This is a genomic window from Rhodococcus marinonascens NBRC 14363 (assembly GCF_001894885.1).
Classification (GTDB): Bacteria; Actinomycetota; Actinomycetes; order Mycobacteriales; family Mycobacteriaceae; genus Rhodococcus_F; species Rhodococcus_F marinonascens.
Genome location: NZ_BCXB01000001.1, coordinates 424941 through 449891, shown reverse-complemented (window position 1 = coordinate 449891; position 24951 = coordinate 424941). Strand labels below are relative to the sequence as shown.

Genomic DNA, 24951 nt, shown 5'->3' with positions numbered 1-24951 from the left:
GGCGCCACGAAGGAACCCCGCAGCAGTACGAATCGACCGGGACGCGACCGGTGGTACACCGTCCCACCAGGTGGACACACATCTGCTCGAGCGTTTCACTCTGGAGAACCCACTGCCGACATGCCCCAGCGCCCGATCCACTTCTGCCCCGGAGCGAGAACGAGTTGGTCGATCCCGGAATTGAACGCATCTGGCGGACAAGTCATGGGTTCGAGTGCCAGCGCACGCCCCCGGCCCGGGTACGACCTACCTGCGTCGGGGTCGGCTACGAACGCTTGCAGCCAACTGAATTCACGGGCTGCCCACAGAACGGTTCCGGTGCCGTCGGGTGCGCGCAACTCGTGCCGCGACCGGCCGTCCGCGTCGAAGTCGAGCGCGCTGAACGGAGTGTCGAGGGCCACACCTCTTAGCGTGCGCGGGCTGGTGAAATCGTAGTTGGTACCTGTGACGGCCTGCGAGCCTCCGTTCGGAAGCATGCGTTCGTCGAGGGGCAGTCGGGTTCCGGCGGACAGGCGCAGCGTGCATTCGTCGAGCGGAAAGTCGCCCGCGCGCACGTACGAGTGAAATCCCATCCCGAACGGTGCCGGGATGGCGCCCGTGTTGGTTGCGGTATGTGTCACCGTCAGTCCGTCGTCGCCCAGTGCGTAGTCGACGGTGAGCCCGAGTGGGTACGGCCACCCCTTGTGGAGACGGACGTCGATCGACAACTCGATCCGGTCGTCGGCGCGGTTCACGACGCTCCAATCCCTGGACCGGACAAATCCGTGGATGGCATTGTCGAACGCAGGTTCCGTGATCTCGAGTTGATGATCGATACCGTCGAAGATGAAATGACCGTTTCGGATCCGGTTGGGCCAAGGCGCCAGTATCAATCCGGCCGACATCGGCGGGCGCGTCCCGATCTCCCACGTCTCGGTGAGTGCCATGGTCCCCTCCGAGCCGTCCCGCTCGAGTTGCCGGAGCCCAGCCCCCGTCGCCGCAATGTTTGCCCGGTAGCCGCCTCCCCGGATCTCGAAGGCAGCCGCGGTGGAACTATCCGTTCTCGGCAACTTCGCTTCACCCATGCAATTCAGTGTGCACGAATTATGTGATGGCGCACAGGAACCTAGCGGCTGACGCGGTAGCGCATCAGTGCTGGAAACGCGAGCGCAGCGATCACCACTCCGATCACGACGAGGACGCCACCACCCGCGGCGGCCACGCTCGTCCCGACCGCTGCCGCCGCGGCACCGTGCAGCACATCTCCCATCCGAGGCCCGCCGGCGACCACGACGATGAAGACGCCCTGCAGTCGTCCACGCATCTCGTCTGTGGCGACCTGTTGCAGCATCGTGCTCCGGAACGCGGCGGAGATCATGTCGACGGCGCCGCCGAATGCGAGGAACGCGAGGGCCACCCACAACAGAACCGGGCTGTCCCCCGGAGCGGCGACCCCCACGACAAGACCGAACCCGAGCATGGCCAGACCCCACAGTGCGATACACACGACCACGGCACGTCCCTGGCGCCGGACCCTCGGCAGCCACCCGGAGAACACTCCGCCGGCCACGGCGCCGACGGACATCGCGGCGAAGAGCAATCCGAGCGCAATGCCGCCGGTGGCGGGGTCGCCGAACGTGTCGTGCGCGATCTGTGGAAACAACACACGCGGCATCCCGAACACCATCGCGATGATGTCGACGACGAACGACGCGAGCAGCACCCTCTGCGTCGCGAGATAGGCGAAGCCGTCGAACACCTCACGCAACCCTGCTCGGCGCGACTCCCCCGTCGGCGGGACAGCAGGCAGGCGGAGCACCGCCCATAGCGTGGCGAGCAGGGCTACGGAATCGACGAGATACAGGGTGGACAAACCGACCGTCGGGATCATCACCCCGGCCAGCAACGGTCCGGCGATGGCGCCGAACTGCATGACCGTCATGTTCAGCGAGTTGGCTGCCGCCAACTGTCTCGCGGGGATGAGTCGCGGGATGATGGCGCTGCGGGTGGACTGGTTGACGGCGAAGAACGCCTGTTGCATTGCAAGCAGTCCGAGGACCAGCCAGACGTTGTTCATGCCCAGCGCGGCCTGAACCCAGAACAGCACCGACGTGAGACCGAGGCCGACCGTCGTCACCGCCAGCAGTTTCCGCCGGTCCATGACGTCGGCCAGTGCGCCGCCCCACAACCCGAAAACAACCAGCGGCAACAGCGCGAAGACACCGGTCAGCCCGACGTACGCCGAACTCCGGGTGATCTCGTACACCTGCTGCGGCACGGCCACGACACTGAGTTGTCCACCGATGACGGTGACGATGCCGGTAAGCCACAGCCGCCGGTAGTCGAGGTTTTCGAGAGGTGTCGTATCTGCGAGGATCCGGCTCACGGCTGCAGACGCTCGACGATCCAACCGTCATCGACCCGCGACATCCGGATGCGGTTGTGCATCCGGTTGGCGCGGCCCTGCCAGAACTCCACGATCTCGGGCCTGATCAGGATGCCACCCCAGTTCGGCCGCACCGGGATGTCGACATCGCCTCCGAACCGCTCGGCCGCATGGCGCAGTGCCGCGTCCAGTTCGGCCCGCGAGCCGATCGGCTGCGACTGATCCGACGCCCAGGCACCCAACCGGGATCCGCGGGGCCTGCTGTGCCAGTACTCATCCGTGACCTCGGCGCTGACACGCTCGACGGGACCGCGGACAGTGATCTGCCGCGCGATCGGCACCCACGCGAAGGTCGCTGACGCGTAGGGCACAGCCTCCAACTGGCGGGCCTTGTCCGATGCGTAGTTCGTGAAGAACAGCACGCCGTCGGCGCTCAGCCCCTTGCAGAGGACGGTGCGAGTACACGGATGTCCCTGCACGTCGACAGTTCCGAGCGCCATAGCGTTGGGTTCGGCGACCTCGGCGTCGGCGGCTGTCACCATCCAACGGCGCATCAGCGGAAGCCAGCCGTCGCTCAGCTCGTCGACATCCAGATCGGACTCGTCGTAACGTCCGCCGGGATCCTGAGACCCGTAGCCGACGCGCATCGCCGCGAGGTCCTTGTCCACTGGTTTCGACGGTTCTGTATCTGAAGACACAGCGAAGAACGCTACTCCCGGGAATGCACTGATCAATCCTCCGGTGACACCGGCTAAAGTTTTGATGACCGAACCCGCCCCCCGATTGCAGCGGCGATTGTGCGATGCCTCGGGGAGGGAAGACCGATTGCCCGGAGGAGAGTGCCTGCCGATCCTGCAGGTGCGCCCGGCGCAATTGTCGAACGCCGAGACAGTGCCGCTCTGAAGGGGGCACTCGAACGAGGAGAGTCCACGAGCTTATGGCAACCAGCGCGGCAATACCGGATGATTTCGTCAGCGGACTGGAAGGCGTGATCGCGTTCACCAGCGACATCGCCGAGCCTGACAAGGACGGCGGTGCACTTCGCTACCGCGGAGTCGACATCGAAGACCTCGTCGCAAAGCGCGTCACCTTCGGCAACGTCTGGGCCCTGCTCGTCGACGGACGTTTCGGCGCCGGGCTGCCCCCAGCCGAACCGTTCCCCCTGCCGGTACACACCGGCGACGTGCGCGTCGACGTCCAGGCCGGCCTCGCGATGCTCGCCCCCATCTGGGGCTACCAACCGTTGCTCGACATCGACGACGACACCGCCCGCGAACAACTCGCCCGCGCCTCGGTGATGGCTTTGTCCTACGTCGCCCAGTCCGCGCGCGGCATCCACCAACCCGCTGTCCCACAGGCGCGGATCGACCAAGCCGCGACCGTCACTGAACGGTTCATGGTCCGCTGGAAGGGCGAACCCGACCCCGCCCACGTCGAAGCCATCGACGCCTACTGGGTCTCCGCCGCCGAGCACGGCATGAACGCCTCCACCTTCACCGCCCGCGTCATCGCCTCCACCGGCGCCGACGTTGCCGCGTCACTTTCCGGTGCAATCGGTGCGATGTCCGGCCCGCTACACGGCGGCGCGCCCGCCCGCGTTCTGCCGATGATCGAGGACACCGAGAAGTCCGGTGACGCGCGCGCCGTGGTCAAGGGCATCCTCGACCGCAAGGAAAAGCTGATGGGCTTCGGGCACCGCGTGTACCGGGCCGAAGACCCCCGCGCCCGGGTGTTGCGTGCAACCGCCAAGCGCCTGAACTCGCCCCGCTTCGAGGCGGCCGCCGCACTCGAGCAGGCCGCCCTCGCCGAACTGCGGGAGCGTCGTCCCGACCGGGCCATCGAGACGAACGTCGAGTTCTGGGCTGCCGTCATCCTCGACTTCGCAGAGGTTCCCGCGCACATGATGCCCGCCATGTTTACCTGTGGCCGCACCGCCGGTTGGTGCGCCCATATCCTCGAGCAGAAGCGTCTCGGCAAACTGGTCCGCCCCGCCGCGATCTACACCGGCCCCGCACCCCGCACCCCTGAGACCGTCGAGGGCTGGGACCAGATCACCCACACCCGCTGACCACATCTTTGAATCTCGAGGAACAGAGAGTAGCTATGACCCCCACCCCGATCATCCCCGCAGACCTCCTGCCCGAAGACGGGCGATTCGGCTGCGGACCCTCCAAGGTTCGTCCCGAGCAGCTTCAGTCGCTGGTGGAGGTTGGCTCCTCGGTGTTCGGCACCAGCCACCGCCAGAAACCCGTCAAGGACGTGGTCGCCAGCGTGCGGTCCGGACTCGCCGATCTGTTCTCCCTCCCCGAGGGCTACGAGGTGGTGCTCGGAAACGGCGGCACCACCGCGTTCTGGGATGCCGCGGCCTTCGGCCTGATCCGCGAGAAGTCGCTGCATCTCACCAATGGTGAGTTCAGCTCCAAGTTCGCCTCCGTTGCCAAGAACAACCCGTTCATCGGTGACCCGATCGTCGTCTCCGCAGACCCGGGCAGCGCACCCGAGCCGGTGTCGGATCCGTCCGTCGACCTCATCGGCTGGGCGCACAACGAAACCTCCACCGGTGTCGCGATTCCCGTCTCGCGTCCCGCGGGCTCGGAGAATGCACTCGTCGCCATCGACGCCACGTCCGGTGCCGGCGGCCTGCCGGTGAACGTCGCCGACGCCGACGTGTACTACTTCGCTCCCCAGAAGTGCTTCGCAGCCGACGGCGGCCTGTGGATCGCCCTGATGAGCCCGAAGGCGCTCGAGCGTGTCGAGGAGATCAAGAACTCGGGTCGCTGGACTCCTGACTTCTTGTCACTGCCCATCGCGGTGGACAACAGCTCCAAGGATCAGACGTACAACACACCAGCGGTCGCGACTCTGCTGCTGCTCGCCAACCAGATCGACTGGTTGAACACCAAGGGCGGTCTCGACTGGGCCACCTCGCGTACCGCAGATTCGTCATCACGCCTGTACCAGTGGGCCGAGGCCAGCGAGTACGCCACACCGTTCGTCACCGATCCGGCGCACCGGTCCCAGGTGGTCGGCACCATCGACTTCGACGAGAAGATCGACGCAGCCCAGGTCGCGAAGATCCTCCGCGCAAACGGCGTCGTCGACACCGAGCCATACCGCAAGCTGGGCCGCAACCAACTGCGCGTCGGCATGTTCCCGGCGATCGATCCCGAGGACGTCTCTCAACTCACCAAGAGCATCGACTGGGTCGTCTCGCAGCTCGGCTGAATCCGGGCGGACACCTCCGTCAGCCCCCGCCCTTCCGGTGCCGGGGGCTGACGGCGTTCGGTCGAGACATCGCACCCGGATGAAGGCAGATCGCGAAACGTCGAAGCCTAGCGCCCACCTGACCTCGGGGCGGGATATAGTCGCGCGTGTCTTGCTGCACAAGCTGTCACGAATGAATTACAGTTGGCTCCGGCGCATAATCGCGAGCCGGCGCGATGAGGAGGTCAACGTGCGAGAGCTTCGAGTGATCGGTCTCGAACCCGATGGTTCGCACGTAGTGTGCGCTGATGCCAGTACCGGCGAGAGATTTCGGCTTCCAGCCGATGACAAACTCCGTGCCGCATCCCGCGGGGACATTGCTCGACTCGGCCAGATTGAGATCCAAATGGACAGTCAGCTCAGACCCCGCGAAATTCAGGCCCGCATCCGTGCCGGCGCCTCCGTCGAACAGGTCGCCGACGAGGCCGGTATCCCTCTGGCGAAGGTGGAGCGTTTCGCCTATCCGGTACTGCTCGAACGTTCCCGTGCGGCCGAGATGGCGCAGGGCGGGCACCCGGTGCGCGAGAACGGCCCCGCCGTTCCGACTCTCTCCGAAATCGTGACGCAGGCGTTCCGCGCGCGCGGTCACAACGTCGACGACGCCACATGGGACGCGTGGCGTGACGAGGACAACCACTGGGTCGCCCAACTGCAATGGCAGGCCGGGCGCACCACCAACGCCGCTCACTGGCGCTATCAGCCGGACGCACATGGCGGCACCATCGTCGCGCTCGACGACACCGCGTTCGACCTGATCGACCCCGACTTCGGTCGACCCCTACGAGGATTGGCGCCGGTGACTTCGGACGAGCCGGAGCAACTCGAACTCGCCGAGCTCCCCACCGAGGTGGTGGTGCCGTCGATCGAACCGGAAGAGATCATCGAGGCAGAGGAAGCAGAGGGAGATTCCGCGTTTTCCGAAGAAGCCGCGGCCCCCAAAATCGCACCGCACCACACGAATAACAAGGACAAGCGCGGCAAACCCGCTCTCCCGTCCTGGGACGACGTCCTACTCGGTGTGCGCAGCAACGGACGCTGATCGCCAGGGACAGTAAGCTAGCTGAGGTCGTACTCTTTCAGGCAGATACCGGAAGAGGGGGATGGCCGTGTGGCCGAAGGTATCAACGATCTGGTACACCGACGTTCCCGAGGCTGCGGCCGTTCTGCGGACACGAACACAGCCTGATCTCGAGGCCGCACGGCAACTCGCAGCGCGCCTCTTCCCTGACGTGGAATCCACCCCAACTGGCCCGGTTCCACTGTCGGAGGCCGCGGCTCTCGGCGCGCCTGGAACTGTCCACGTCGGTTGCTACCCTGGCATCGCAGTGGTGTGTGGAATCGATCTGGCGGTTCCGCGTCCATCTACCCTGCCCGAGACACACATCCGCCCTACCGGATTCGCGAAGACCTACTATGTGGCCTCCAAGCCCGATATCGCGTGGGGTTCGTTCGCGATGTGGGAGGAGGGAATCCTGACAAGGTCGTTCAGCGCGACACCGGTCCACATCCACGAGGATCTCGGGATCCCTCTGGTGTGGGAGAAACCCTTCTGGGCCGGTGACTTTCCGCTGCAGCACCCCTCTGCAGCCCTTCCCGACCCGCAGTCGCTGCCGTTCCACCCACAGCATTTCGCCGAGGGCGCCAACCTGGAGTGGCTGGGATTCAGGTACAACAGCGCACCCGAGGGCGCGGAGGTCGATCCGAAGAGCGTGACCGTGTTCGGATTCGCGGTTCACCATCCGAGCCAAGACCCTGAGGTCGAACCGCCGGCCGACACGGAACATCCCGCTACCAAGAGGTCCGCACCACCGCGCGGCACCCGCAAGGGTGTGGCGCTCCGTCGATACTTCGGCCTCTGAACGCGCCCGTCCACGCTATACGGCGCCCATGATCATCGCGACCCACCCACCGAGAACCCCTGCCGCGGAGCCGTACACGAGCCAGCGCCAGACCGGGACCCGGCGTAGTCGCCACGCCGACGGTGCGACACCGGCCACCACCACGAGTTCGAGAATGACGGCGAGCGCCACACTGATACGAGCGAGTTGGGAGCCAAACGCGACGACCGCGACGAGCACCAGAGTTGCCGAGAACCCCGCGACGACGAGTCCGGTGAACCACGGCGTTCCCGCCGACTGATACGAGTAATGCGACTGATTCGGGGACTGGGGGTGCCGCATCCTCACACGCCCGTTCGGACGCGCTCGTAGAACGCCATTGCTGCCGCGGTCGCGACATTGAGCGAGTCAGTTCCGGGTGCCATCGGAATACAGGCACGAACGTCGGCGGCCCGCATGGCGTGCTCGGTGAGTCCGGGACCTTCCGCGCCCAGTATGAGCGCCACCTTCTCCCCCGTCATGGCCTCTGCCAAGGTCACCGCTTCGGGGTTCGGGGTCAATGAGATCAACTGGAAACCTCGCTCCCGCAGCACCTCCAGGTCGTGGGGCCACTTCGTCATGTGGGCGAACGGAATTCGCAGAACGTGTCCCATCGAGACCCGCACTGCTCGCCGGTACAGCGGATCGGCGCACCCTTTTCCGAATACCACGGCGTCGACACCGAGTCCGGCGGCGTTGCGGAACATCGAACCCAGGTTCTCGTGATCGTTGACGCCTTCGAGCACCGCGACCGTCTTGGAATTGCCGAGCACGTCGAATAACTCCAGAGGTTCGGGACGCCGCGCCACCGCGAGCACACCCCGGTTGAGATGAAATCCGACGACCTCGGCCATGACCTCCGCCGTCGTCCGGTAGAACGGCACGTCCACACCGTCGAGGTCGCCGGAGAGTTCCTCGAGGCGCCGATCGACACCCAGCAGAGCGATGGTGTCGAACCGGGACGCCAGCAGACGCTGCACCACCAGCACTCCCTCAGCGATGACCAGCCCCTTGCCCGAAGGAAGGTCGGGGCGCCGATCCGAAGAGTTGAGATCACGAAAGTCGTCCAGCCTGGTGTCGGCCGGATCCGTTGTGTCGATGACATGAACCACCGGTCCATCGTGCCGTATGCACGCCGTCACAACGCACACCGCCCGGGATGACGAGCCAGTCGCGCAAACGACCAGTCGCGCAAACACAGTGCCACCAGTGACAATCAGCAGAAGTGCGATATCGGCGTCTCATCCGGTTCAGCAGGGCGTACCGCCAGAACGTGCTCGAAGACGCGCCGGGTCTACTCCGAATTGGCGACGATGGACGTAATGATGCCGACCGCGTCGCTGAGAACCTTCAGTTGGGCATCGTCGAGTCCGGACAGTTGCTCGTTCATCCATGCCTCACGGGCATGGGTCTCGTCGACGATCAGCGCGTGACCGGAATCCGTGAGCGTGACGATGATCTGCCGTCCGTCGGTGGGGTGTGGTGCACGCTCGACCAGACCGAGTTCGACCAGCGAGGCGATGACGCGGGTCATCGACGGTGGTTGCACCTTTTCCTTGGCGGCCAGAATGCCCGGTGTCATGGCACCGTCGCGGGAGAGGGTGGCCAGAGCCGACAACTGGGTGAGCGACACCTGGGCATCCATGCGCCGTCCGCGCAGGTGGCGGGTGAGGCGCACGACAGCCAGGGAGAGGTCGCTGGCGAGTGCTCGGGTTTCCGTGGTCACTGCAATGACAATACGGGACCGGCGGGCCCGCGTTTACGTTAACGCGTCGGTGATTGGATCCACCGCGAAGTAGGCCACGAACAGCAGAGCCACGACCCACATCAGCGGGTGAATCTTCCTGATACCCCCGCTCGCGGCATTCAGGACGACCCAGGACACGAATCCGACGCCGATACCGTTCGCGATCGAGTACGTGAACGGCATGACGGTAATTGTGAGAAATGCGGGCAACGCCATCGAGAACTTGCTGAAGTCGATGTCACGAACCTGGCCGATCATCATGGCACCCACCACGACCAGCGCTGGGGCCGCCGCCTCGATCGGCACAACCTCGTACAGCGGGGTCAAGAACATCGCTGCCAGGAACAGAACACCCGTCACGACATTCGCCAGCCCCGTGCGGGCACCCTCGGCGATACCCGACGCGGATTCCACGAATACCGTGTTGGACGAGGCCGACGCGCCGCCACCGACGACTGCCCCCGCTCCCTCGATGACCAGAGCCCGTCCGATCTTGGGGACGTTGCCGTCCTCGTCTGTGAGGCCGGCTTCCTTACCCAGGCCGGTCATCGTCCCCATGGCATCGAAGAAGTTGGCCAGCACAAGGGTGAACACCAGCAGGCTGGCTGCGAGAACACCGATACGGGTGAAGGCACCGAAGATGCTGACGTCGCCGACCAGGCTGAGGTCCGGAAGTTCGGCCAGCACATCTGGAGCTGCGGGGACGCTGAGGTTCCAGCCTTGAGGGTTCACACCTAGCGACGGCCCGACGCCGATCACGGCCTCGACGATCGCTGCGAACACCGTAGTGACGACGATGCCGATCAGCAGACCACCTCGCACCTTACGGACCACAAGAACGCCCATGAGCAGTAGACCGAACACGAACGTGACGGTCGGCCAAGAGGAGATCGATCCGTTGATGCCCAGGCCGACCGGGACGGTGGTTCCTGCGAGATCCGGGATGCGGCGCACGAAACCGGCGTCGACGAGGCCGATGAAGGCGATGAACATGCCGATACCCGCGGCGATCGCAGATTTCAGCTCAGCCGGAATGGCATTGAATACGGCGGTCCGGAATCCGGTGAGCGCCAGCACGACGATGATGACGCCGTCGATGACCACGAGTCCCATCGCCTCGGGCCAGGTGACTTGCGGTGCGATCGTCACCGCGAGAAGGCTGTTGATGCCCAAGCCCGCCGCGATGGCGAAGGGATAGTTGGCGACGAGGCCGAAAATGATGCTCATCAGCCCCGCGACCAGGGCCGTGACGGCGGCCAACTGGTCGACGGGGAGGATGTTTCCGAGGACATCGGTCTTCGCGGCAGCATCCTCCGCGGAGAAGCTGCCGAGGATGAGCGGGTTGAGCACCACGATGTACGCCATAGCCACGAATGTGACCACCCCACCGCGGATCTCCGCGCTTACCGTCGAACCACGCTCGGTGATCTTGAAATAGTTGTCGAGCAGTTTCGGGGTCGTGCCCATATGTTCTCAGTTCCTCACCTGAAGTCGCGCGTCGCAGAAGGAGATTAGGGCACGCCGGCGAGAGTAACGTTCTCCTGGTGAACGAGATCGCAGACCGCCCACCCCTGTCGCAACGCCTGGCAGACCCGCGACCTGCACTGATCCTGGGGACACTGGCATGGGCGGCCGCGGCCGTGGTGGTGATCATCACTGGCGACCGGTGGTCGAGTGCGCTCTCGACTTGCATTGCCGGCATCGTCGTTGGGTGCCTCGGTTACGGATTGTTCGCGCTGCAGAGGAGAGCGGCCCGGCGTGGCAGTCGGGGTGCACAGCAGGGACTGCTCTAACGCAGCTGCAGGGACTGCTCTAACGCAGCTCTGCAGGGAACTGCCCTAACGCAACAGCAGGGGTCGCTCTAGACGCGAATGCGACGGGTGAGAATGCGTTGGGTGCGGGTTGAGAAGACCCAGAACGCCCCCCACATCGCTCCGAACGTCCATCCGGCGAGGACGTCGGTCGTCCAGTGTGCCGCAAGATAGACCCGAGACAGTCCGACCGCGAGCGTGTATAGCACCAGCAGGACGACAACCACGATTCGCACCTGCCGGTCCAGCACCACCCTCAGGGTCACGGCGACGAGGACGCAGACGAGGACAGCCGTAAGCATCGCGTGACCCGAGGGGAACGAGTAGGTCGACGTCTCGACCAGTCGTTCCGGAAGCGGTGGGCGCGGCCTCTCGTATAGATACTTGAGCCCGGTCATCACGGCAAGGCCCGACAGCACGGCGCCGGACACGAGTACGGCTTCTCGACGGCGATCCTGCAGCAGGAGAGCGACCGTCAAGACTGTGGACGCGATCAAGACGGCGACTGTTCCCCCGATGTTCGTGACGACGGTCGCGACGTCGATCATCCACGCGGTGCGATCGCCGATCACATTGTCGAGAACGCTCTGATCAAGCGACACCGGTACCACTCCATGTTTGCTCGCTCCACGATGCCGAGCAGTGCACCGTCCCAGCCCCGTCCACCCACCACGGCACCGTCACCTCCGCGTCGATCGCGCCGGTCAGTGTCACCGTGAGCCGTGAATGAACGAACACGATCCCCTGTGGGAGCGTCCGACCGAGCGTGGCGAACGCGAGCACGGCGGCGGGTTCGCGTTCCCACGACGACTCGCGGCCGGAACTGCTGACGGCTCCTTGGATCGCGGTGGACGTGACGGGAATGTCAAGGAGATCAGCGAGCGCGTCGGCGGTCTCGATGCTTCCGACCACAAGACGCTCGTGGGGCACCGCAGCGGCGAGCCAGGGTTTGTCCAACACCAATGCGTCGGCCGGGTCGATCAGCGCGCCGGTGAGGCTGCGCACGTTCTCGGGGAGTCGGAGTTCCCCGAGGTCGAGAACGCGTGTGGCGACGGCCGCGGCGAGCAGGCTGTGAGCGCGCACGGTCACCGCAGGGGTCGGCTCGCGACGCGGATCCGCCAGTCGGTCCAGGAGCAGTTGCGCAAGGTCGTTTGAGTCGACCGTCGCGGGAGCCAACGCTGCGGCGAGCACTGCGGACTCCGGGTGGTCGACGGGGTCGAGCAGGCCGGCGAAGGTGTCATCCGCGGGTCCGCGAAGCAGACCCAGAGCCTGACCGCCCATTTCCGCATTGCGACGCAGCCACCATGCGGTGTAGCCGCCGCGGTCCGCGAGCAGAGGACGGGTGACCGGATCCTGCGCGAGCATCGTCAACGCCCGCGGCCAGCGGTCATCTTCGACCAGGTCCAGGTCTCGGACGGCTTCCATCGTGTCGGGATCGTCGTCGAGCGTTTCCCACCACAGGTCCTCGTCGTCGAGGTCTTGATCGGGACCGGTGGGAAGTTCGGCGCGCAGTACGGTGAATCCCCAGCCGACGCCCACCGCCTGGAGTGCGTCTTCAGCTACCCGTTGGGCGAACGACGCATCCAGGCTGGAGAACGGCGAATCGTCCACCAGGACCTCTGCGAGAGGCGCACCGGGCAACAGCAGTTCATCCGCGCCTCGCAGTTCGCCGTCGACGGACGGAAGGAGTAGCTGTCCGAGCCACGACGGCAGAGTGCCGGGATCGACACGTCCCGCAAGCGCCAGCACAGTGGAGGACAACTCCTCTGCCGCTGCCGAATCGTCGTGGTCGAGGTCTTCGATCTCGGCCCTCAACGCCGGGTCGGAAAGGAGGTCGATGGCCGTGGCGGTCTTCGCGCCGAGTCGCGACAGCAGGGGATGTGAGGCATCGGGGTGTACCAGCCTCGTCCAGTCGACCCCGAGGGCACCGTCGATGTCGTGTCCCAGTAACACCGTTCGCGGACCGGTAACCGTGCGACCGTCGGACAGCGGAACCGGGATGGAGGCCAGTTCCTCGGCCGCGATCGCGTCGACGGCGAGGGGTTCGAGCGCCGCGTACAGGCGTTGCCACCAGGAAGGTTCGCGTTCGATGCCGCTGAGGAGTTCGGTGATACGGGCCAGTCCGATGCGGTGGGCATCGACGGCTGCCAGGGCAGGCGAGAACCGTGGCCCCGACAGATCCGGGACCACAAGACCGTCTACGAGGTCGGCGAGGAGGTCGGCGAGTTCCTCGGTGAGCCCCGGTACGACCGACGACCGGTCTGGTGCCCTGTCCTTGCCGCCCACAGTCGGCAACCAAGGCCGCGCCCGCAGTTCAGCGACCAGGTGTTCGCGCAACGCCGAGTCCACTTCGCCGCGCGCGAAGGCCGGGACGGGAACCAGCGACACTCGCTGGTCGGGCGGCAGGGCGGCTACGAACTCGGCGTAACCGGAGGCCACGGCGGCGATCGCGGCACCCGGCAGGACGCGCCTGCGGTCGGGTTGCATGGCGATGTCGGCAACGAGGATCGCGGGTACCGATAGTTCCTCGTCCGACCGGGTGGGTGCACGCAAGACGTCCTCGGACACCGGAGAGGCGACACCGTCCTGGACCGGTACCAGCCAGCGTGCACGCCCCGACTCGAACTGCCACCAGCGGTCGTCGCCGATCGCAACCTCCGTCAGCCCCGAGTCCAACGGACGCTCACTTCGCCGAAATTGCTTGTTTCCCAGGGTAATCGAGACGAGGGCAGGAAGTTCGAGCAGAAGGTCGGGGGCCTCACGGGTCATATAGGCCAGGAGCGATTCCGCGTGGACGTCTTCGCGCAGTGTCAGCACGACCTCCGACGCCGCTCCCGAGGCGGGGCGGTTTTCGGTCGGCCACGCCAGTCGGAGGACCGGCACAACCGGTCCCGGATCCGCTCCGTCGACGTCCGTCAAGGCTGACCGAGTCCGGACGGCGGAGAACAGGATGGAACCAGATGTCGACCGAACCTCGATCTCCTCGCTCACCGACAACACCGCCGTGAACCCGACTCCGTAGCGGCCGACCGTTCCCGCCGCCTTGTTCGACGCCCGCAACGCGACCAGCGCCTGGACTCCCGGTTCGTCGAGCGGGGCGCCGGTGTTGGATACCGTCAGAACCCGTCCGTCCAGGTGCACGGACAGCTCACCGGGCACTTCGGCACGGGCCGCGGCGTCGGCGGCGTTCTGCGCCAGTTCGGTCAGTAGTCGGTCGCGGTAGCCGGCGCGGGCCAGGTCGGACTCGGCGGCGGCGTCCTCACGCAGTCGAGTGGGGGATGTGCGCCAGGCGAGCAGCGTCGAATCACGCAGCCCACGGGTGCCGAAAGGGTCGGCTAGCTGGTCGATGTGGGGTCCTCGGCCGCAGCCGATTCAGTAGCAGACCCTGACTCGCCGACACCCTCTGCCTGGGACTGGGACTGGGGCTGTTCGACGACCTCGATGGCGCCGTCATCGTAGGCGTCGTATTGCGGTGAGCCCGCGCCCGACGGCAGCGTGGTGTCGGAGTGTGCTCCGCATCCGAACATTGCGTCGACGACATGCCCGTCTGCAGCCATCTCATTGCCGCACACCCCGAACGACGCGCGCATCGACCCCGCGAGCGGAAGATAGAACCCACATAGCTCGCACGTCGACGGCGCAGCCTTGGCCATATCGGAATCGGGTCCGAAGTCGCCGTCGTGCCAACGCTGAGCCGCATCGAGGCGACCTTCGAGGCTCATCACCTGTCTGCGACCCATACCGAGTGCGAGTGCGACGTCGTCGACCTCCGGGTCGCCGTTCGCGACGTAGCCGGGGACAAGCCGGGGGTCACCGGCGGAGGGCGCCAGTAGATCGCCTGCGGACAGGTCGCCCGGGCGGATGCGCTGGTCCCACGGAATCCACTCTGGTGCGACCAAGGCATCGGGTCCGGGGAGGAGGGCAATTTCACTGATAGTGGCGCGGTCCGATTCGGGACCGGCAGCCACCACCACCACCCATTGCCAGCCCCGGTAGCCCGGAAGGTCGGCAGCGAAGCGGTGTGTCGCGGCGCACTCGTCCTCGTACGCGACATCCAGGTAGTCGCCGACTCCCCCGTCCTGCAGTTCGAGCAATGCGGTACGGGCAAGGTCGGCGGCATGGGTCAGTACGGGGCGCACCGCTGCGCGCTCATCGGAAGAAGCAACACTCACACCACCAGTTTGCCGCACCATCACAAGTGCGCGCCCACCTGGGCTGTCATGCTGGTCTGATGACCGGTCGCCGGAACCTCGTCGCAGCCCTGTTCACGATGGCCTGGGTGGTCACCGCCTGCGCCCCGCAAAGTCCCGCATCGCCGGGTGTGTCCGCCGTCGATCTGCACGTCGAGATAGTCCGAACCCTCGACCACGACCCGAACGCCTTCACCCAGGGGCTCGAGATCGACGGCACCGATTTACTGGAGGGGACGGGGCGGCCAGGTGAGTCCTGGGTGCAGGCAACCGATCTCGACAGCGGAATCGTCCGTGCGCGAGCCGATTTGCCGGCGCCCCTGTTCGGGGAGGGCATCACGGTGAGCGACGGCGCCGTCTGGCAGTTGACGTGGCGCGACGGCTTCGCCATCGTCCGGGATCGCACCACCCTCGCCGAGCAGCGCAGGGTCCCGTTCGACGGCGAGGGGTGGGGTATCTGCGCGTTGCCCGATCTTCTCGTCACGAGCGACGGTTCATCCACCCTCACCTTCCGGGACCCCGCGACGTTCGAACCCCGGCGGACCGTCGAGGCAATGCGTGACGGGGTTCCACTGACCAATCTCAACGAACTCGAGTGCGCAGACGACGGCTCGATCTATGCAAACATCTGGACCACCGACACCGTTGCCCGCCTCGATCCTGCGGATGGCCGGGTCGAAGCAATGATCGATGCCTCTGCCCTGCGCGCTGCGCTCCCGCCGGGCCCACGTGCCATCGACGTCCTCAACGGCATCGCCCAGATTCCGGGAACCGACCGCTTCCTACTCACGGGAAAGTACTGGCCACGCATGTACGAGGTGCGGTTCGTTCCCTGACAGGCCGCAATGACCAGCATTGCCTGGGGTTGCCCGGTCACATGTCACCCGACTAGGACAGAATTGAGGTGTGACCGGACCGCGTGAACCCTACGACTCGGGCGGCGGTTGGGCTCCCGACGAGAAGTTCGGGCCCACCGCCCATCCCGGCTACGACAAATACCCGCCTGCGGCCCGCGTAGGAGGCCGGCGCTCGCCCCTCCCTCCCCTTCACCCGGTCGGCGGCGAATCACGAACGCGCGCCGACGAGGATTCGGCGGATGCGCCCAAGGCGCCCCCGATGCCGCGCAGGCTCACGGTGACGCGAGTTGCGGCGATGCGAAGCCGCGAACTCACCAACAGGGGCATCGCGACATTCCATCGCGCGGCGAAGGCCGACGGTGCGGACAAGTCGGGACTCACCGCACTCACCTACGCGGTGATGGCAAACTTCGCGACGGACGCTGCCATTGCGGTCGCTCTCGCCAACACCCTGTTCTTCTCCGCCGCAACCGGTGAGGACAAGACCAAGGTCGCGCTGTACCTACTCATCACGATCGCCCCGTTCGCGGTGATCGCCCCGCTGATCGGCCCGATGCTGGACCGACTGCAGCACGGCCGCCGAGTCGCCCTCGCCACGTCGTTCGGACTGCGGACCGCGCTTGCGCTCGTTCTCGTCTTCAATTTCGACAGTTGGATGCTTTACCCGGCCGCGCTGGGCATGATGGTGCTCAGCAAGTCCTTCTCGGTGCTCAAGAGCGCGGTCACCCCGCGCGTACTACCACCGGAGATCGACCTCGTGCGAGTCAATTCCCGGCTCACCGTGTTCGGCCTCCTCGGCGGCACCATCGGCGCCGGCGCTATTGCCGGCGGGTTGGCGCTCGCTGCCGGTTCCGTCGGCGCACTGTGGCTGGCAGCGGTCACCACCGCGCTCGGCGCGTATCTCAGCATGCGCATCCCGTCGTGGGTCGAGGTCACCGAGGGCGAGGTTCCGGCCACTCTCAAATATCACGGCGGCGACCAGGTGACTGAGGTCATCAGCCGCACCCCCTTGATGCAGCCCGACTCCACCGCTGAGACGAAGTCGCAGCCCGACTCGGCCGCTGCGACGAAGTCGGGTAGACGCAGACAACCGCTGGGCCGAGCGGTGATCACCGGGCTGTGGGGCAACAGCACCATCCGTGTCCTCACCGGATTCTTGACCCTGTACATCGCGTTCGTCGCGAAATCTCGAACCGACCACGAACCCCTCGTCCAGGCAGCCATGCTCGGACTCATCGGTGCGGCCGCCGCTATCGGCAACTTCTCCGGCAACGCAACCGGTGCCCGGCTCAAACTCGGCCGTCCCGCGCTGATCGTCCTGCGATGCACGGGCGCGGTGTGGATCATCGCCGTGATCGCTGCCGTCACCGACAACCTGATGACGGCAGCGCTGGCCACCCTCGTCGCGTCTGCGGCGAGCGCGCTGGCCAAGGTATCGCTGGACGCGTCGCTTCAGCACGACCTCCCCGAAGAATCGATCGCGTCGGGATTCGGACGATCTGAGACGGTTCTCCAGCTGAGCTGGGTGGTCGGTGGTGCGCTGGGCGTCCTGCTGCCTACCGAATACTGGATCGGGTTCTCGGTGGTGTCGGCCGTCATGACCGTCGGACTCGTCCAGACCATCCTCACCTATCGCGGGAACACGCTGCTGCCAGGACTCGGTGGAAAACGCCCCGACTTGGCAGAACAAGAAGTAGCCGACCCTCTCTCGACCCACCGGGTCGGCCGATCGACAGGAAGTGTGAAGTAAGTGAGCATGCAGTTGCGCACCAAGAAGATCCTGGCTTTGTCGGCAGCGGGACTGGTAGTGGTCCTGGTGGCCTTCGTCGGAGTCCTCTACACACTCGTTCGCGACTCGCCGACCCGTCTGCCCGTGATCACGGCCTTCGCGCACGACCGATCCGAGCAGGTGATTCCCTTCGGGTATTGCAACCTGTACCTCGAGGACTGCGAAAGCGGCGGAATCACCGAACTCGACGTTCCCCCCGGCTACCCCCTGCAACTGTCGCTGCCACCGGAAATCGTCAACGCGCCTTGGCGCATCTTCGCCCTCTACCAGGACGCGTCGGGCGGACCCGTCATTCTGGAAAAGACGCACCGCGCCGGTGAGACCCGTGCCGTGACCGTGCCTTCGTCGGAGGACTTGCAGCTGGCCGGAGTCGAGATCCAATTGCCCTCTGCAGTCGTCGACGAGGAGGGACTGCCACATGCCCGGGCCGTCTGGTCGATCAAGACGGCCTGATCAGGACGCTGAGGCCTGATCAGGACGCTGACGAGAACGCAGGTCAGCTGTCGAGTTCGCGGGCGACGGCGCGAACTACCTCGGAGATTCGTTGGGCCGTCTTGCGGTCCGGGTACTTGCCCCTGCGCAGATCTGGTTGAACCGTCGCCTCGAGCAGAGTGATCATGTCCTCGACCATGCCGTGGAGTTCGTCCGGCGTGTGCTTCTTGGCGGCGGGCTCTTTGCGGGCGACGCTCTTCTGGTGCAGCGACGGCGCCGGGTCGAGCACCTTCAGGCTCAGTGCTTGGGGACCTCGACGTCCGGCAGCCATACCGAACTCGACTCGCTGGCCGGCCTTGAGGCCCTCGATCCCGTCGGGCAGAGCGGACGAACGCACATAGACGTCTTCCCCCTCCTCCTGCGACAGAAATCCGAAGCCTTTTTCGACGTCGTACCACTTCACCTTGCCGGTCGGCACCGCGTTCACCCGCTCATCCCTTGAAGTGCATTTTTTGCACTGATATGCAGTATGCAAAACAGCGCGCCCCCACCTCTGGTGCGGGACGCGCAGCGCTCTCAGTCTACCTTGCGCGGACCCTATCCAGCATTCCACTTTCCAGGCACTATCGTTGCAAGTTGTGGCCCACGAACCGACTCCTGAGAGCACCACTCGCCCGTCACGGACCAGCGACGGTTTCCTGCGGGTCGCACTCACCCTGTTCGCGCTCGGCTTCGTGGCTATCGTTGCGATCTTCCTGACCCCGATCCTGTCCGACAACAAACCCGGACTCGTTCTGTATCTCATCGCCCTCGCCTGCCCGATCGGATTCTTGCTCGGCATCGTCGCGGCGCTGATGCAGGGCAGGCGCGCGCGCTGACGATCTCGACCACCGACCGATGGAGCGATCATGAGACTGCTGCTCAATATCATCTGGCTCTTGTTCGGCGGCCTGTGGCTGGCGCTGGGGTATTTCGTTGCCGGCATCATCTGCTGCCTGTTGATCATCACCATTCCGTTCGGCATCGCATCGTTCCGGGTGGGCGTCTACGCACTGTGGCCGTTCGGCAAGACCGTGGTCGACAAACCGACGGCGGGTGCGGGGTCGCTGATCGGCAACGTCATCTGGTTCATCTTCGCGGGCTTGTGGCTCGCACTCGGTCACATTCTCACCGCGATCGCCATGGCGATCACCATCATCGGCATCCCCCTCGCCGTCGCGAACCTCAAGATGATCCCCATTTCGCTAATGCCACTCGGCAAAGACATAGTCGATACCCCTCGCTGATGTGACCTTAATCACATAACGGCGCGGTAACGATACGGTGACGGACCGACATTCAGGCCGTTCTACCGCCACGAGCAGGGAAGAGTCCGCATGTACCCAAACGGGACCTAATAACGGACAAACACGCCTTGCGTTATCAAATAGTGACATCGCAGCTTTGTCCTACTACGGTCATCAGCGGTCGAGGAAATCGGCCACATCCGACCCGCCGCGCCAAACCTCGTCCCGCGGGTATCGGAGTCCCAACGAAGCATTCCAGGGACGAGGACGGGGGACCCAAGGTCCTCCAGGGAACGCAAGTTCTCAGATGGACACCGATTCGAATGTGTCACGCACACTCGAATCTTGGGGTGAAGCCAGACCCTCTCCAGCAGAGAGTGGCGAGGCCGGGCGACCTCTCAGCCCGAACCCGACAGCTGACCTCGCAGGCGCGTGTGGAGAGGAACTCGACCACTATGAGCGGACGTCATCGCAAACCGAGTAACACCGGCCGTACCGTCGCCAAGGTTGCCGTCACCAGTGCGATCATGGGTGTGGCAGGAGCGGCCTTCTCTGGCACCGCGAACGCGGCCCCCGACTCCGACTGGGACCGCCTTGCGCAGTGCGAGTCCGGCGGAAACTGGGGCATCAACACCGGAAACGGTTATCAGGGCGGACTCCAGTTCTCAAATAGCACCTGGAGCGGGCACGGTGGAACCCAATACGCCGCCACTGCCAACCAGGCCACCCGCGAACAGCAGATCGTCGTCGCCGAGAAGGTTCTCGACTCCCAAGGCTGGGGCGCATGGCCGTCCTGTTCCTCGAACCTCGGCCTGAACAGTGCACCCACCCAGCGCAACGCCCCCGCTCCCGTGCGCGAAACCCCTGAGGCCCCGGCTATCACCGGCTTCATGGAAAGCGCTCCCGGCACCTCGCAGTTCGCAGATGTCGTCGACTCCGCGATCGAGGCCGTCCAGGCTCAGGGCTTCCAGATCGATCCCCAGATCCTGCAGTTCATCGACGCGAACAAGGCACTGCTCCCGCAGTAGCCCCCCCCCTCAACCTCGCAGAAGAGGGGCCCTGCACCGATCCGGTGCAGGGCCCCTCTTCTGCCTGTTGCCTGCGATCGGTCACGTCGTCGGCGACTGCCATGGCTATCACCATCATCGGCACCCCCCTCGCTGACGCGAATCTCGAGATGATCGCCATCTCCCTCATGCTCCAAAGCGAGGACCTAGTCGACGTGCCTCGACAATGCGACGCATTTCGATGTGATCTCTATCACATATCGGAACAGTAGCGGCGGCGTGGCGGAGTGTCGATATACACGCCCCATCGCTACTGCGAGCTGGGAAGAGTTCGGGTGCACGTAAACGGAACCTCGCAATGACGAAAAACACGTTGCTTTATCAAACTAGTGACATCGCAGCTTTGTCCTATTACGTTCATCAGCGGTCGAGGAAATCGGCCGCGTCCGACCCGCCGCGCCAAGCCTCGTCCCGCGGGTATCGGAGTCCCAACGAAGCATTCCAGGGACGAGGACGGGGGACCCAAGGTCCTCCAGGGAACGCAAGTTCTCAGATGGACACCGATTCGAATGTGTCACGCACACTTTAATCTTGGGGTGAAGCCAGACCCTCTCTAGCAGAGAGCGGCGAGGCCGGGCGACCTCTCAGCCAGAACCCGACAGCTGACCTCGCAGGCGCGTGTGGAGAGGAACTCAACCACAATGATCTCGACCACAATGATCTCGACCACAATGAGCGGACGCCATCGCAAGCAGAGCAACACCGGCCGCACCGTCGCCAAGATCGCCGTCACCAGTGCGATCATGGGTGTGGCAGGAGCAGCCTTCTCTGGCACCGCGAACGCGGCCCCCGACTCCGACTGGGACCGCCTTGCGCAGTGCGAGTCCAGCGGAAACTGGGGCATCAACACCGGAAACGGTTATGCGGGCGGAGTCCAGTTCTCAAACAGCACCTGGAACGAACACGGTGGAACCCAGTACGCCGCCACCGCCAACCAGGCCACGCGCGAACAGCAGATCGTCGTCGCCGAGAAGGTTCTCGACTCCCAAGGCTGGGGCGCATGGCCGACCTGTTCCTCGAACCTCGGCCTGAACAGTGCACCCACCCAGCGCAACGCCCCTGCGCCTGTGCACGAGGTGTCCGACACTCAAACTCTGAGCGCACCCAGCACCTCATCGAACGCAGACACGATCGGCACCTCCGGGACCCAATCTCTCCCCAACGGCACGCAGAGCCCACCCAGCACCTCATCGAACGCAGACACGATTGGCACCTCCGGGACCCAATCTGTCCCCAACGGCACGCAGAGCCCACCCAGCACCTCATCGAACGCAGACACGATCGAGGATGCGATCGGCGCCCCCGGGACCCAATCTCTCCCCAACGGCACGCAGGACGCACCCGACACCGAAGACATTCAGGACGGGATCGACGCCGCGCTCCAGATCGTGCAGGGCATGGGCCAGATCCTGAAGATGTTCGCGCAGTAGTCCCCCGCAACAATGCGCATCGGACTTGTCACCGCTGCTTCCGGGACAACACCGCTCATCATGGGGGGCACGCCGTAACAGCAGAGTGGCCCTGCACCGATCCCGTGCAGGGTCATTCGTCTGCTGCTAGTTCAGCGGTTGATCACCGTGTACGGGTGTGCGTACGGCAGTGAGTCCGCCGGCAACGGGAACTCGGTGTCCTCACCGAACGGAGACAGCCCGCCCGCGCGGGTCGATGACAGTTCGGTCACGGCCTGATCTCCGTCGGCGGTTTCGGGCCACCCTGGATCCACGTACTGCTGCTTCGAATTGTTAGCCACGGAGTCATTTTGACAGGAGCGCGCGGCGGCGTACAGCCCAGGTCTCTTCAATAGGCCCTCAGCGTGCCCGGAGCAGCATGTTTTCTGCCCAGGTCGGAGGATGGCGCCCTGGGAGAACTAATCTGATAGTCGATGACCGACACCGACGACACTTCCGCGAGCACTCCTGTCGCCGCTGACACTCCGCGTGGCGTCGCCAGCTTCGCGGAGTGGTTGGCCGCGTTCAGCGACGCCGAACTGACGGACCTACTACGCAAGCGCCCCGACCTGGCGGTACCGCCACCTGCAACCGTCGCCGTCCTCGCCGGACGTGCCGAACAGCGGGCCTCGTTGGCGCGCGCGGCAGACGGCCTCACCGCTCTGGACTTCGGCATCCTCGAACTCCTCGCCCTCGAGCAGGCCGACGAGTACGTGGTGTCACGGGCCAACCTGCAGGAAGCGGTGGGGTCTCGGGCGTCGAAGAAGACTGTCGACGCCACCCTGGAGGCCCTGCGGTCGCTGGCACTCGTCTGGGGCGACAAGACCACCCTCCGCATCGTCCCCGCCGTGGCGTCTACCATCCCGTGGCGCATCGGGCACGGCGCAGAACCCACCGCGGCACTCGACGAACCCGGGATCACCGCCGCGCTTGCTGAGTTGCACACCGTCGAGCGCGACATACTCGAGACACTGTCGAAGTCTAGTTCGATCGGGCGCACCCGAGACGCCGCCCCTGGAACGCCGGCGGACCGACCTGTCCAACGACTCCTCGCCGCGGGGTTGCTGCGCCGGATCGACGAGGAAACCGTCGAACTGCACCACCAAGTGCGGCAAGTGCTACGTGGGGAGGCCGTCTTCGATGTCACATCGCTCACCCCGCCGAAGGTGGCGGGACGCAAGCACAAACCAGCCGACGTCAATGCCGCTGCAGCAGGCGAGGCACTCGAACTGGTTCGCCACTGCGAGGACGTGATCAATGCCCTCGGCGAGGCCCCGGCGCCCGCGTTGCGAGCGGGCGGCCTCGGGGTCCGTGAACTCCGGCGCATATCCAAGACGACGGGCATCGACGAGAACCGGCTGAGCCTCCTCGCGGAACTACTCTCGGCCGCAGGGCTGATCGCCCACGGCATCCCCGACCACGTACCAGCGGCGGGCGGCGGAGAGAGTTACTGGGCCCCGACCGCGGCCGTCGACAACTGGCTGCACGCGCCAGTGGCCCGGCGGTGGCACACGCTCGCCGAAGCGTGGCTGGCGTTACCCCGCATGGCGTGGTTGATCGGCATGCGGGATGCCAACGACAAGCCTGTCGCCGCACTTTCCGAGGAGGTGCGGGCGCCGTCCGCACCCCGCGACCGGCAGGCGATACTGGGACTGTTGGCTGAGTTCGACAGCGGACAGGCGGCGGGGCCCGCAGAGGTCAGCCGGCTACTGGCCTGGCGTCGTCCCCGCTGGGGCACCCGACTTCGGGTCCACGCGGTGGAACGCACCCTCGAAGAGGCTGCCACGCTCGGGCTTGTCGCCCGCGGGGCCCTCAGTTCATCAGGCCGGGCTCTGTTGCACGGCGGCGACGCCGAGGCCGAGATGCACTCGTCCCTTCCCGAGCCTGTCGACCACGTGCTCGTGCAGGCCGACCTGACCGTGGTCGCCCCGGGCCCGCTCACTCCCGACCTGCTCGAGCAGATCACACTGGTTGCGGACATCGAGTCGGCGGGCGCGGCATCGATGTACCGGATCAGCGAGGCCAGCGTCCGGCGTGCACTCGACGTCGGGATGACGGCAGCAGAACTCCACCGCCTGTTCTCCACGCGATCACGCACTCCCGTCCCGCAGTCGCTGTCGTACCTGATCGACGATGTTGCAAGACGGCACGGGCGATTGCGCGCCGGTGTCGCGTCGTCGTTCGTGCGCTGCGAGGACCCCGCACTACTCGCGGAGGTCCTTGCGTCGCCGGTGGCCGCTTCCCTGGCACTGCGAGCGTTGGCACCGACCGTGGCGGTCTCGCAGGCGCCACTGCGTGCGGTACTCAGCGAACTACGCAGAGCAGGCTTCGCTCCTGCCGGTGAAGATTCGTCCGGCGCGCTCGTCGACCTACGAGCGCGCGGTGCGCGTGTGCTGACCCGCCGCAAGGCCACGGCCAACCGAACACCGGCCGTCCCCACCGATGCCCAACTCGCCGCAGTGGTACGGACTATCCGGGCGGGCGATCTCGCCGCATCGACCCAGGGCTCCGGCCGCATCCGCTCCGACGGTTCAAGGGCCGGCAGCGCGGCGACCGTCGCACTGCTCGCCGCCGCCGCGCGCGAGCGGGCCAGCATCGCCATCGGCTACGTCGATGCGCAGGGCGTCGCGTCCCACCGCGTCGTCGATCCCGTGGCCGTCGGTGGCGGCCAACTCGACGCGTTCGACCCTGCGAGCGGCAGCCTTCGGCGGTTCACCCTCCATCGCATCACGTCCGTCGCGAGGGTCGACTGACCCGAAATATGTCGGTACCCGGCGCAGCGGGCGGTAAGCGGCGTGGCGCCGCGGCGCACATATCA

At 65.6% G+C, this 24951-nt stretch carries 24 protein-coding genes, 1 pseudogene and 2 riboswitches; of the genes and pseudogenes, 13 read left to right on the top strand and 12 right to left on the bottom strand.

From position 1 onward, the window contains the following. Positions 1-95 precede the first annotated feature (95 nt). The 3 genes from RM2_RS02155 to pdxH are packed head-to-tail and all read right to left on the bottom strand — an operon-like array spanning position 96 to position 3033. Positions 96-1064, bottom strand: a complete 969-nt coding sequence (locus tag RM2_RS02155) for an aldose 1-epimerase family protein (protein WP_072687163.1) — start codon at positions 1062-1064, stop codon at positions 96-98. A 41-nt stretch (positions 1065-1105) separates the two neighbouring features. After that, entirely contained in the window at positions 1106-2365 is a 1260-nt protein-coding gene (locus tag RM2_RS02150; RefSeq protein ID WP_072687162.1) for an MFS transporter, read from the bottom strand. Next, the gene (pdxH, locus tag RM2_RS02145; protein ID WP_084721592.1) at positions 2362-3033 is read right to left on the bottom strand and encodes a pyridoxamine 5'-phosphate oxidase; all 672 of its coding nucleotides are present in this window, start codon (positions 3031-3033) and stop codon (positions 2362-2364) included. The genes RM2_RS02150 and pdxH overlap by 4 nt, the downstream gene beginning before the upstream one ends. 269 nt (positions 3034-3302) lie before the next feature. Between pdxH and RM2_RS02140 the strand changes: the two genes are divergently transcribed. From RM2_RS02140 to RM2_RS02125, 4 genes are all read left to right on the top strand, one after another. After that, the gene (locus tag RM2_RS02140) at positions 3303-4433 is read left to right on the top strand and encodes a citrate synthase 2 (RefSeq protein ID WP_072687160.1); all 1131 of its coding nucleotides are present in this window, start codon (positions 3303-3305) and stop codon (positions 4431-4433) included. Positions 4434-4468: 35 nt separating this feature from the next. Continuing rightward, the gene (gene serC, locus RM2_RS02135; RefSeq protein WP_072687159.1) at positions 4469-5590 is read left to right on the top strand and encodes a phosphoserine transaminase; all 1122 of its coding nucleotides are present in this window, start codon (positions 4469-4471) and stop codon (positions 5588-5590) included. Between the two features lie 229 nt (positions 5591-5819). Then, entirely contained in the window at positions 5820-6668 is an 849-nt protein-coding gene (sepH, locus tag RM2_RS02130) for a septation protein SepH (RefSeq protein WP_072687219.1), read from the top strand. A 61-nt stretch (positions 6669-6729) separates the two neighbouring features. Next, positions 6730-7488: a DUF6928 family protein gene (locus RM2_RS02125; protein WP_072687158.1), complete on the top strand. Its 759-nt coding sequence runs from the start codon at positions 6730-6732 to the stop codon at positions 7486-7488. 15 nt (positions 7489-7503) lie between these two features. Here RM2_RS02125 and RM2_RS02120 read toward each other — a convergent pair whose 3' ends face one another. The 4 genes from RM2_RS02120 to RM2_RS02105 form a co-directional block, all read right to left on the bottom strand. Next, positions 7504-7809, bottom strand: coding sequence for a DUF2537 domain-containing protein (locus tag RM2_RS02120; protein WP_072687157.1), 306 nt, complete (start codon positions 7807-7809; stop codon positions 7504-7506). A gap of 2 nt (positions 7810-7811) precedes the next feature. After that, the gene (locus tag RM2_RS02115) at positions 7812-8618 is read right to left on the bottom strand and encodes a TrmH family RNA methyltransferase (protein ID WP_072687156.1); all 807 of its coding nucleotides are present in this window, start codon (positions 8616-8618) and stop codon (positions 7812-7814) included. A 182-nt stretch (positions 8619-8800) separates the two neighbouring features. After that, on the bottom strand, positions 8801-9232 hold the full coding sequence (locus tag RM2_RS02110) for an Rv0880 family HTH-type transcriptional regulator (protein ID WP_072687155.1): 432 nt from the start codon (positions 9230-9232) through the stop codon (positions 8801-8803). A 33-nt stretch (positions 9233-9265) separates the two neighbouring features. Next, complete coding sequence (locus tag RM2_RS02105) at positions 9266-10720, bottom strand: NCS2 family permease (RefSeq protein WP_072687154.1); 1455 nt, start codon at positions 10718-10720, stop codon at positions 9266-9268. Positions 10721-10797: 77 nt separating this feature from the next. Between RM2_RS02105 and RM2_RS02100 the strand changes: the two genes are divergently transcribed. Beyond that, complete coding sequence (locus RM2_RS02100) at positions 10798-11046, top strand: DUF2530 domain-containing protein (protein ID WP_072687153.1); 249 nt, start codon at positions 10798-10800, stop codon at positions 11044-11046. Positions 11047-11114: 68 nt separating this feature from the next. On the opposite strand, the gene RM2_RS02095 is transcribed toward RM2_RS02100, so the two are convergent. From RM2_RS02095 to RM2_RS02080, 3 genes are read right to left on the bottom strand one after another with little or no spacing between them, the layout of a single operon-like run. After that, positions 11115-11666, bottom strand: a complete 552-nt coding sequence (locus RM2_RS02095) for a phosphatase PAP2 family protein (RefSeq protein WP_072687218.1) — start codon at positions 11664-11666, stop codon at positions 11115-11117. Beyond that, a complete protein-coding gene (locus RM2_RS02090) occupies positions 11656-14376 on the bottom strand; it encodes a sacsin N-terminal ATP-binding-like domain-containing protein (RefSeq protein WP_169846668.1) in 2721 nt (906 codons plus the stop codon). The genes RM2_RS02095 and RM2_RS02090 overlap by 11 nt, the downstream gene beginning before the upstream one ends. 23 nt (positions 14377-14399) lie before the next feature. Further along, positions 14400-15257: a DUF3027 domain-containing protein gene (locus RM2_RS02080; protein WP_072687151.1), complete on the bottom strand. Its 858-nt coding sequence runs from the start codon at positions 15255-15257 to the stop codon at positions 14400-14402. Between the two features lie 38 nt (positions 15258-15295). On the opposite strand from RM2_RS02080, the gene RM2_RS02075 reads away from it, so the two are divergent. The 3 genes from RM2_RS02075 to RM2_RS02065 all read left to right on the top strand — a co-directional run bounded on the left by RM2_RS02075 (position 15296) and on the right by RM2_RS02065 (position 18353). Next, a complete protein-coding gene (locus tag RM2_RS02075) occupies positions 15296-16090 on the top strand; it encodes a glutaminyl-peptide cyclotransferase (RefSeq protein ID WP_072687150.1) in 795 nt (264 codons plus the stop codon). 70 nt (positions 16091-16160) lie between these two features. After that, positions 16161-17861, top strand: a complete 1701-nt coding sequence (locus RM2_RS02070) for an MFS transporter (protein ID WP_072687149.1) — start codon at positions 16161-16163, stop codon at positions 17859-17861. Between the two features lie 6 nt (positions 17862-17867). Beyond that, positions 17868-18353, top strand: coding sequence for a DUF2771 domain-containing protein (locus tag RM2_RS02065; RefSeq protein ID WP_072687217.1), 486 nt, complete (start codon positions 17868-17870; stop codon positions 18351-18353). A 43-nt stretch (positions 18354-18396) separates the two neighbouring features. Here the strand turns inward: RM2_RS02065 and RM2_RS02060 are convergent, their stop codons facing one another. Beyond that, positions 18397-18810: a cold-shock protein gene (locus RM2_RS02060; protein ID WP_174553812.1), complete on the bottom strand. Its 414-nt coding sequence runs from the start codon at positions 18808-18810 to the stop codon at positions 18397-18399. A 160-nt stretch (positions 18811-18970) separates the two neighbouring features. Here RM2_RS02060 and RM2_RS02055 point away from each other — a divergent pair, with 160 nt between their 5' ends. From RM2_RS02055 to RM2_RS25720, 4 genes and pseudogenes are all read left to right on the top strand, one after another. Beyond that, a complete protein-coding gene (locus RM2_RS02055; RefSeq protein WP_072687147.1) occupies positions 18971-19210 on the top strand; it encodes a hypothetical protein in 240 nt (79 codons plus the stop codon). 30 nt (positions 19211-19240) lie between these two features. After that, complete coding sequence (locus RM2_RS02050; protein WP_072687146.1) at positions 19241-19618, top strand: YccF domain-containing protein; 378 nt, start codon at positions 19241-19243, stop codon at positions 19616-19618. A 239-nt stretch (positions 19619-19857) separates the two neighbouring features. Further along, a riboswitch (cyclic di-AMP (ydaO/yuaA leader) is annotated at positions 19858-20065 on the top strand. Between the two features lie 8 nt (positions 20066-20073). Next, the gene (locus RM2_RS02045; protein WP_072687145.1) at positions 20074-20646 is read left to right on the top strand and encodes a resuscitation-promoting factor Rpf1 domain-containing protein; all 573 of its coding nucleotides are present in this window, start codon (positions 20074-20076) and stop codon (positions 20644-20646) included. Positions 20647-21110: 464 nt separating this feature from the next. Beyond that, positions 21111-21318, top strand: a riboswitch (cyclic di-AMP (ydaO/yuaA leader). A gap of 38 nt (positions 21319-21356) precedes the next feature. Next, positions 21357-21762: pseudogene (locus tag RM2_RS25720) on the top strand (transglycosylase family protein); the annotation flags it as partial. Positions 21763-22246: 484 nt separating this feature from the next. On the opposite strand, the gene RM2_RS02035 reads toward RM2_RS25720, so the two are convergent. Beyond that, positions 22247-22435: a hypothetical protein gene (locus RM2_RS02035; protein WP_072687144.1), complete on the bottom strand. Its 189-nt coding sequence runs from the start codon at positions 22433-22435 to the stop codon at positions 22247-22249. Positions 22436-22567: 132 nt separating this feature from the next. On the opposite strand from RM2_RS02035, the gene RM2_RS02030 reads away from it, so the two are divergent. Beyond that, positions 22568-24886 carry a helicase-associated domain-containing protein gene (locus RM2_RS02030; protein ID WP_072687143.1) on the top strand — a complete coding sequence of 773 codons (2319 nt, stop codon included), beginning with the start codon at positions 22568-22570 and terminating at the stop codon, positions 24884-24886. Positions 24887-24951: the final 65 nt, after the last annotated feature.

Bases quoted from the DNA above. Each gene is read 5' to 3' on its own strand.
- RM2_RS02155 (WP_072687163.1), bottom strand. From the start codon at position 1,064: ATGGGTGAAGCGAAGTTGCCGAGAACGGATAGTTCCACCGCGGCTGCC.
- RM2_RS02140 (WP_072687160.1), top strand. From the start codon at position 3,303: ATGGCAACCAGCGCGGCAATACCGGATGATTTCGTCAGCGGACTGGAA.
- serC (WP_072687159.1), top strand. From the start codon at position 4,469: ATGACCCCCACCCCGATCATCCCCGCAGACCTCCTGCCCGAAGACGGG.
- RM2_RS02125 (WP_072687158.1), top strand. From the start codon at position 6,730: ATGGCCGTGTGGCCGAAGGTATCAACGATCTGGTACACCGACGTTCCC.
- RM2_RS02120 (WP_072687157.1), bottom strand. From the start codon at position 7,809: ATGCGGCACCCCCAGTCCCCGAATCAGTCGCATTACTCGTATCAGTCG.
- RM2_RS02105 (WP_072687154.1), bottom strand. From the start codon at position 10,720: ATGGGCACGACCCCGAAACTGCTCGACAACTATTTCAAGATCACCGAG.
- RM2_RS02080 (WP_072687151.1), bottom strand. From the start codon at position 15,257: ATGGTGCGGCAAACTGGTGGTGTGAGTGTTGCTTCTTCCGATGAGCGC.
- RM2_RS02075 (WP_072687150.1), top strand. From the start codon at position 15,296: ATGACCGGTCGCCGGAACCTCGTCGCAGCCCTGTTCACGATGGCCTGG.
- RM2_RS02065 (WP_072687217.1), top strand. From the start codon at position 17,868: ATGCAGTTGCGCACCAAGAAGATCCTGGCTTTGTCGGCAGCGGGACTG.
- RM2_RS02050 (WP_072687146.1), top strand. From the start codon at position 19,241: ATGAGACTGCTGCTCAATATCATCTGGCTCTTGTTCGGCGGCCTGTGG.
- RM2_RS02045 (WP_072687145.1), top strand. From the start codon at position 20,074: ATGAGCGGACGTCATCGCAAACCGAGTAACACCGGCCGTACCGTCGCC.
- RM2_RS02030 (WP_072687143.1), top strand. From the start codon at position 22,568: ATGACCGACACCGACGACACTTCCGCGAGCACTCCTGTCGCCGCTGAC.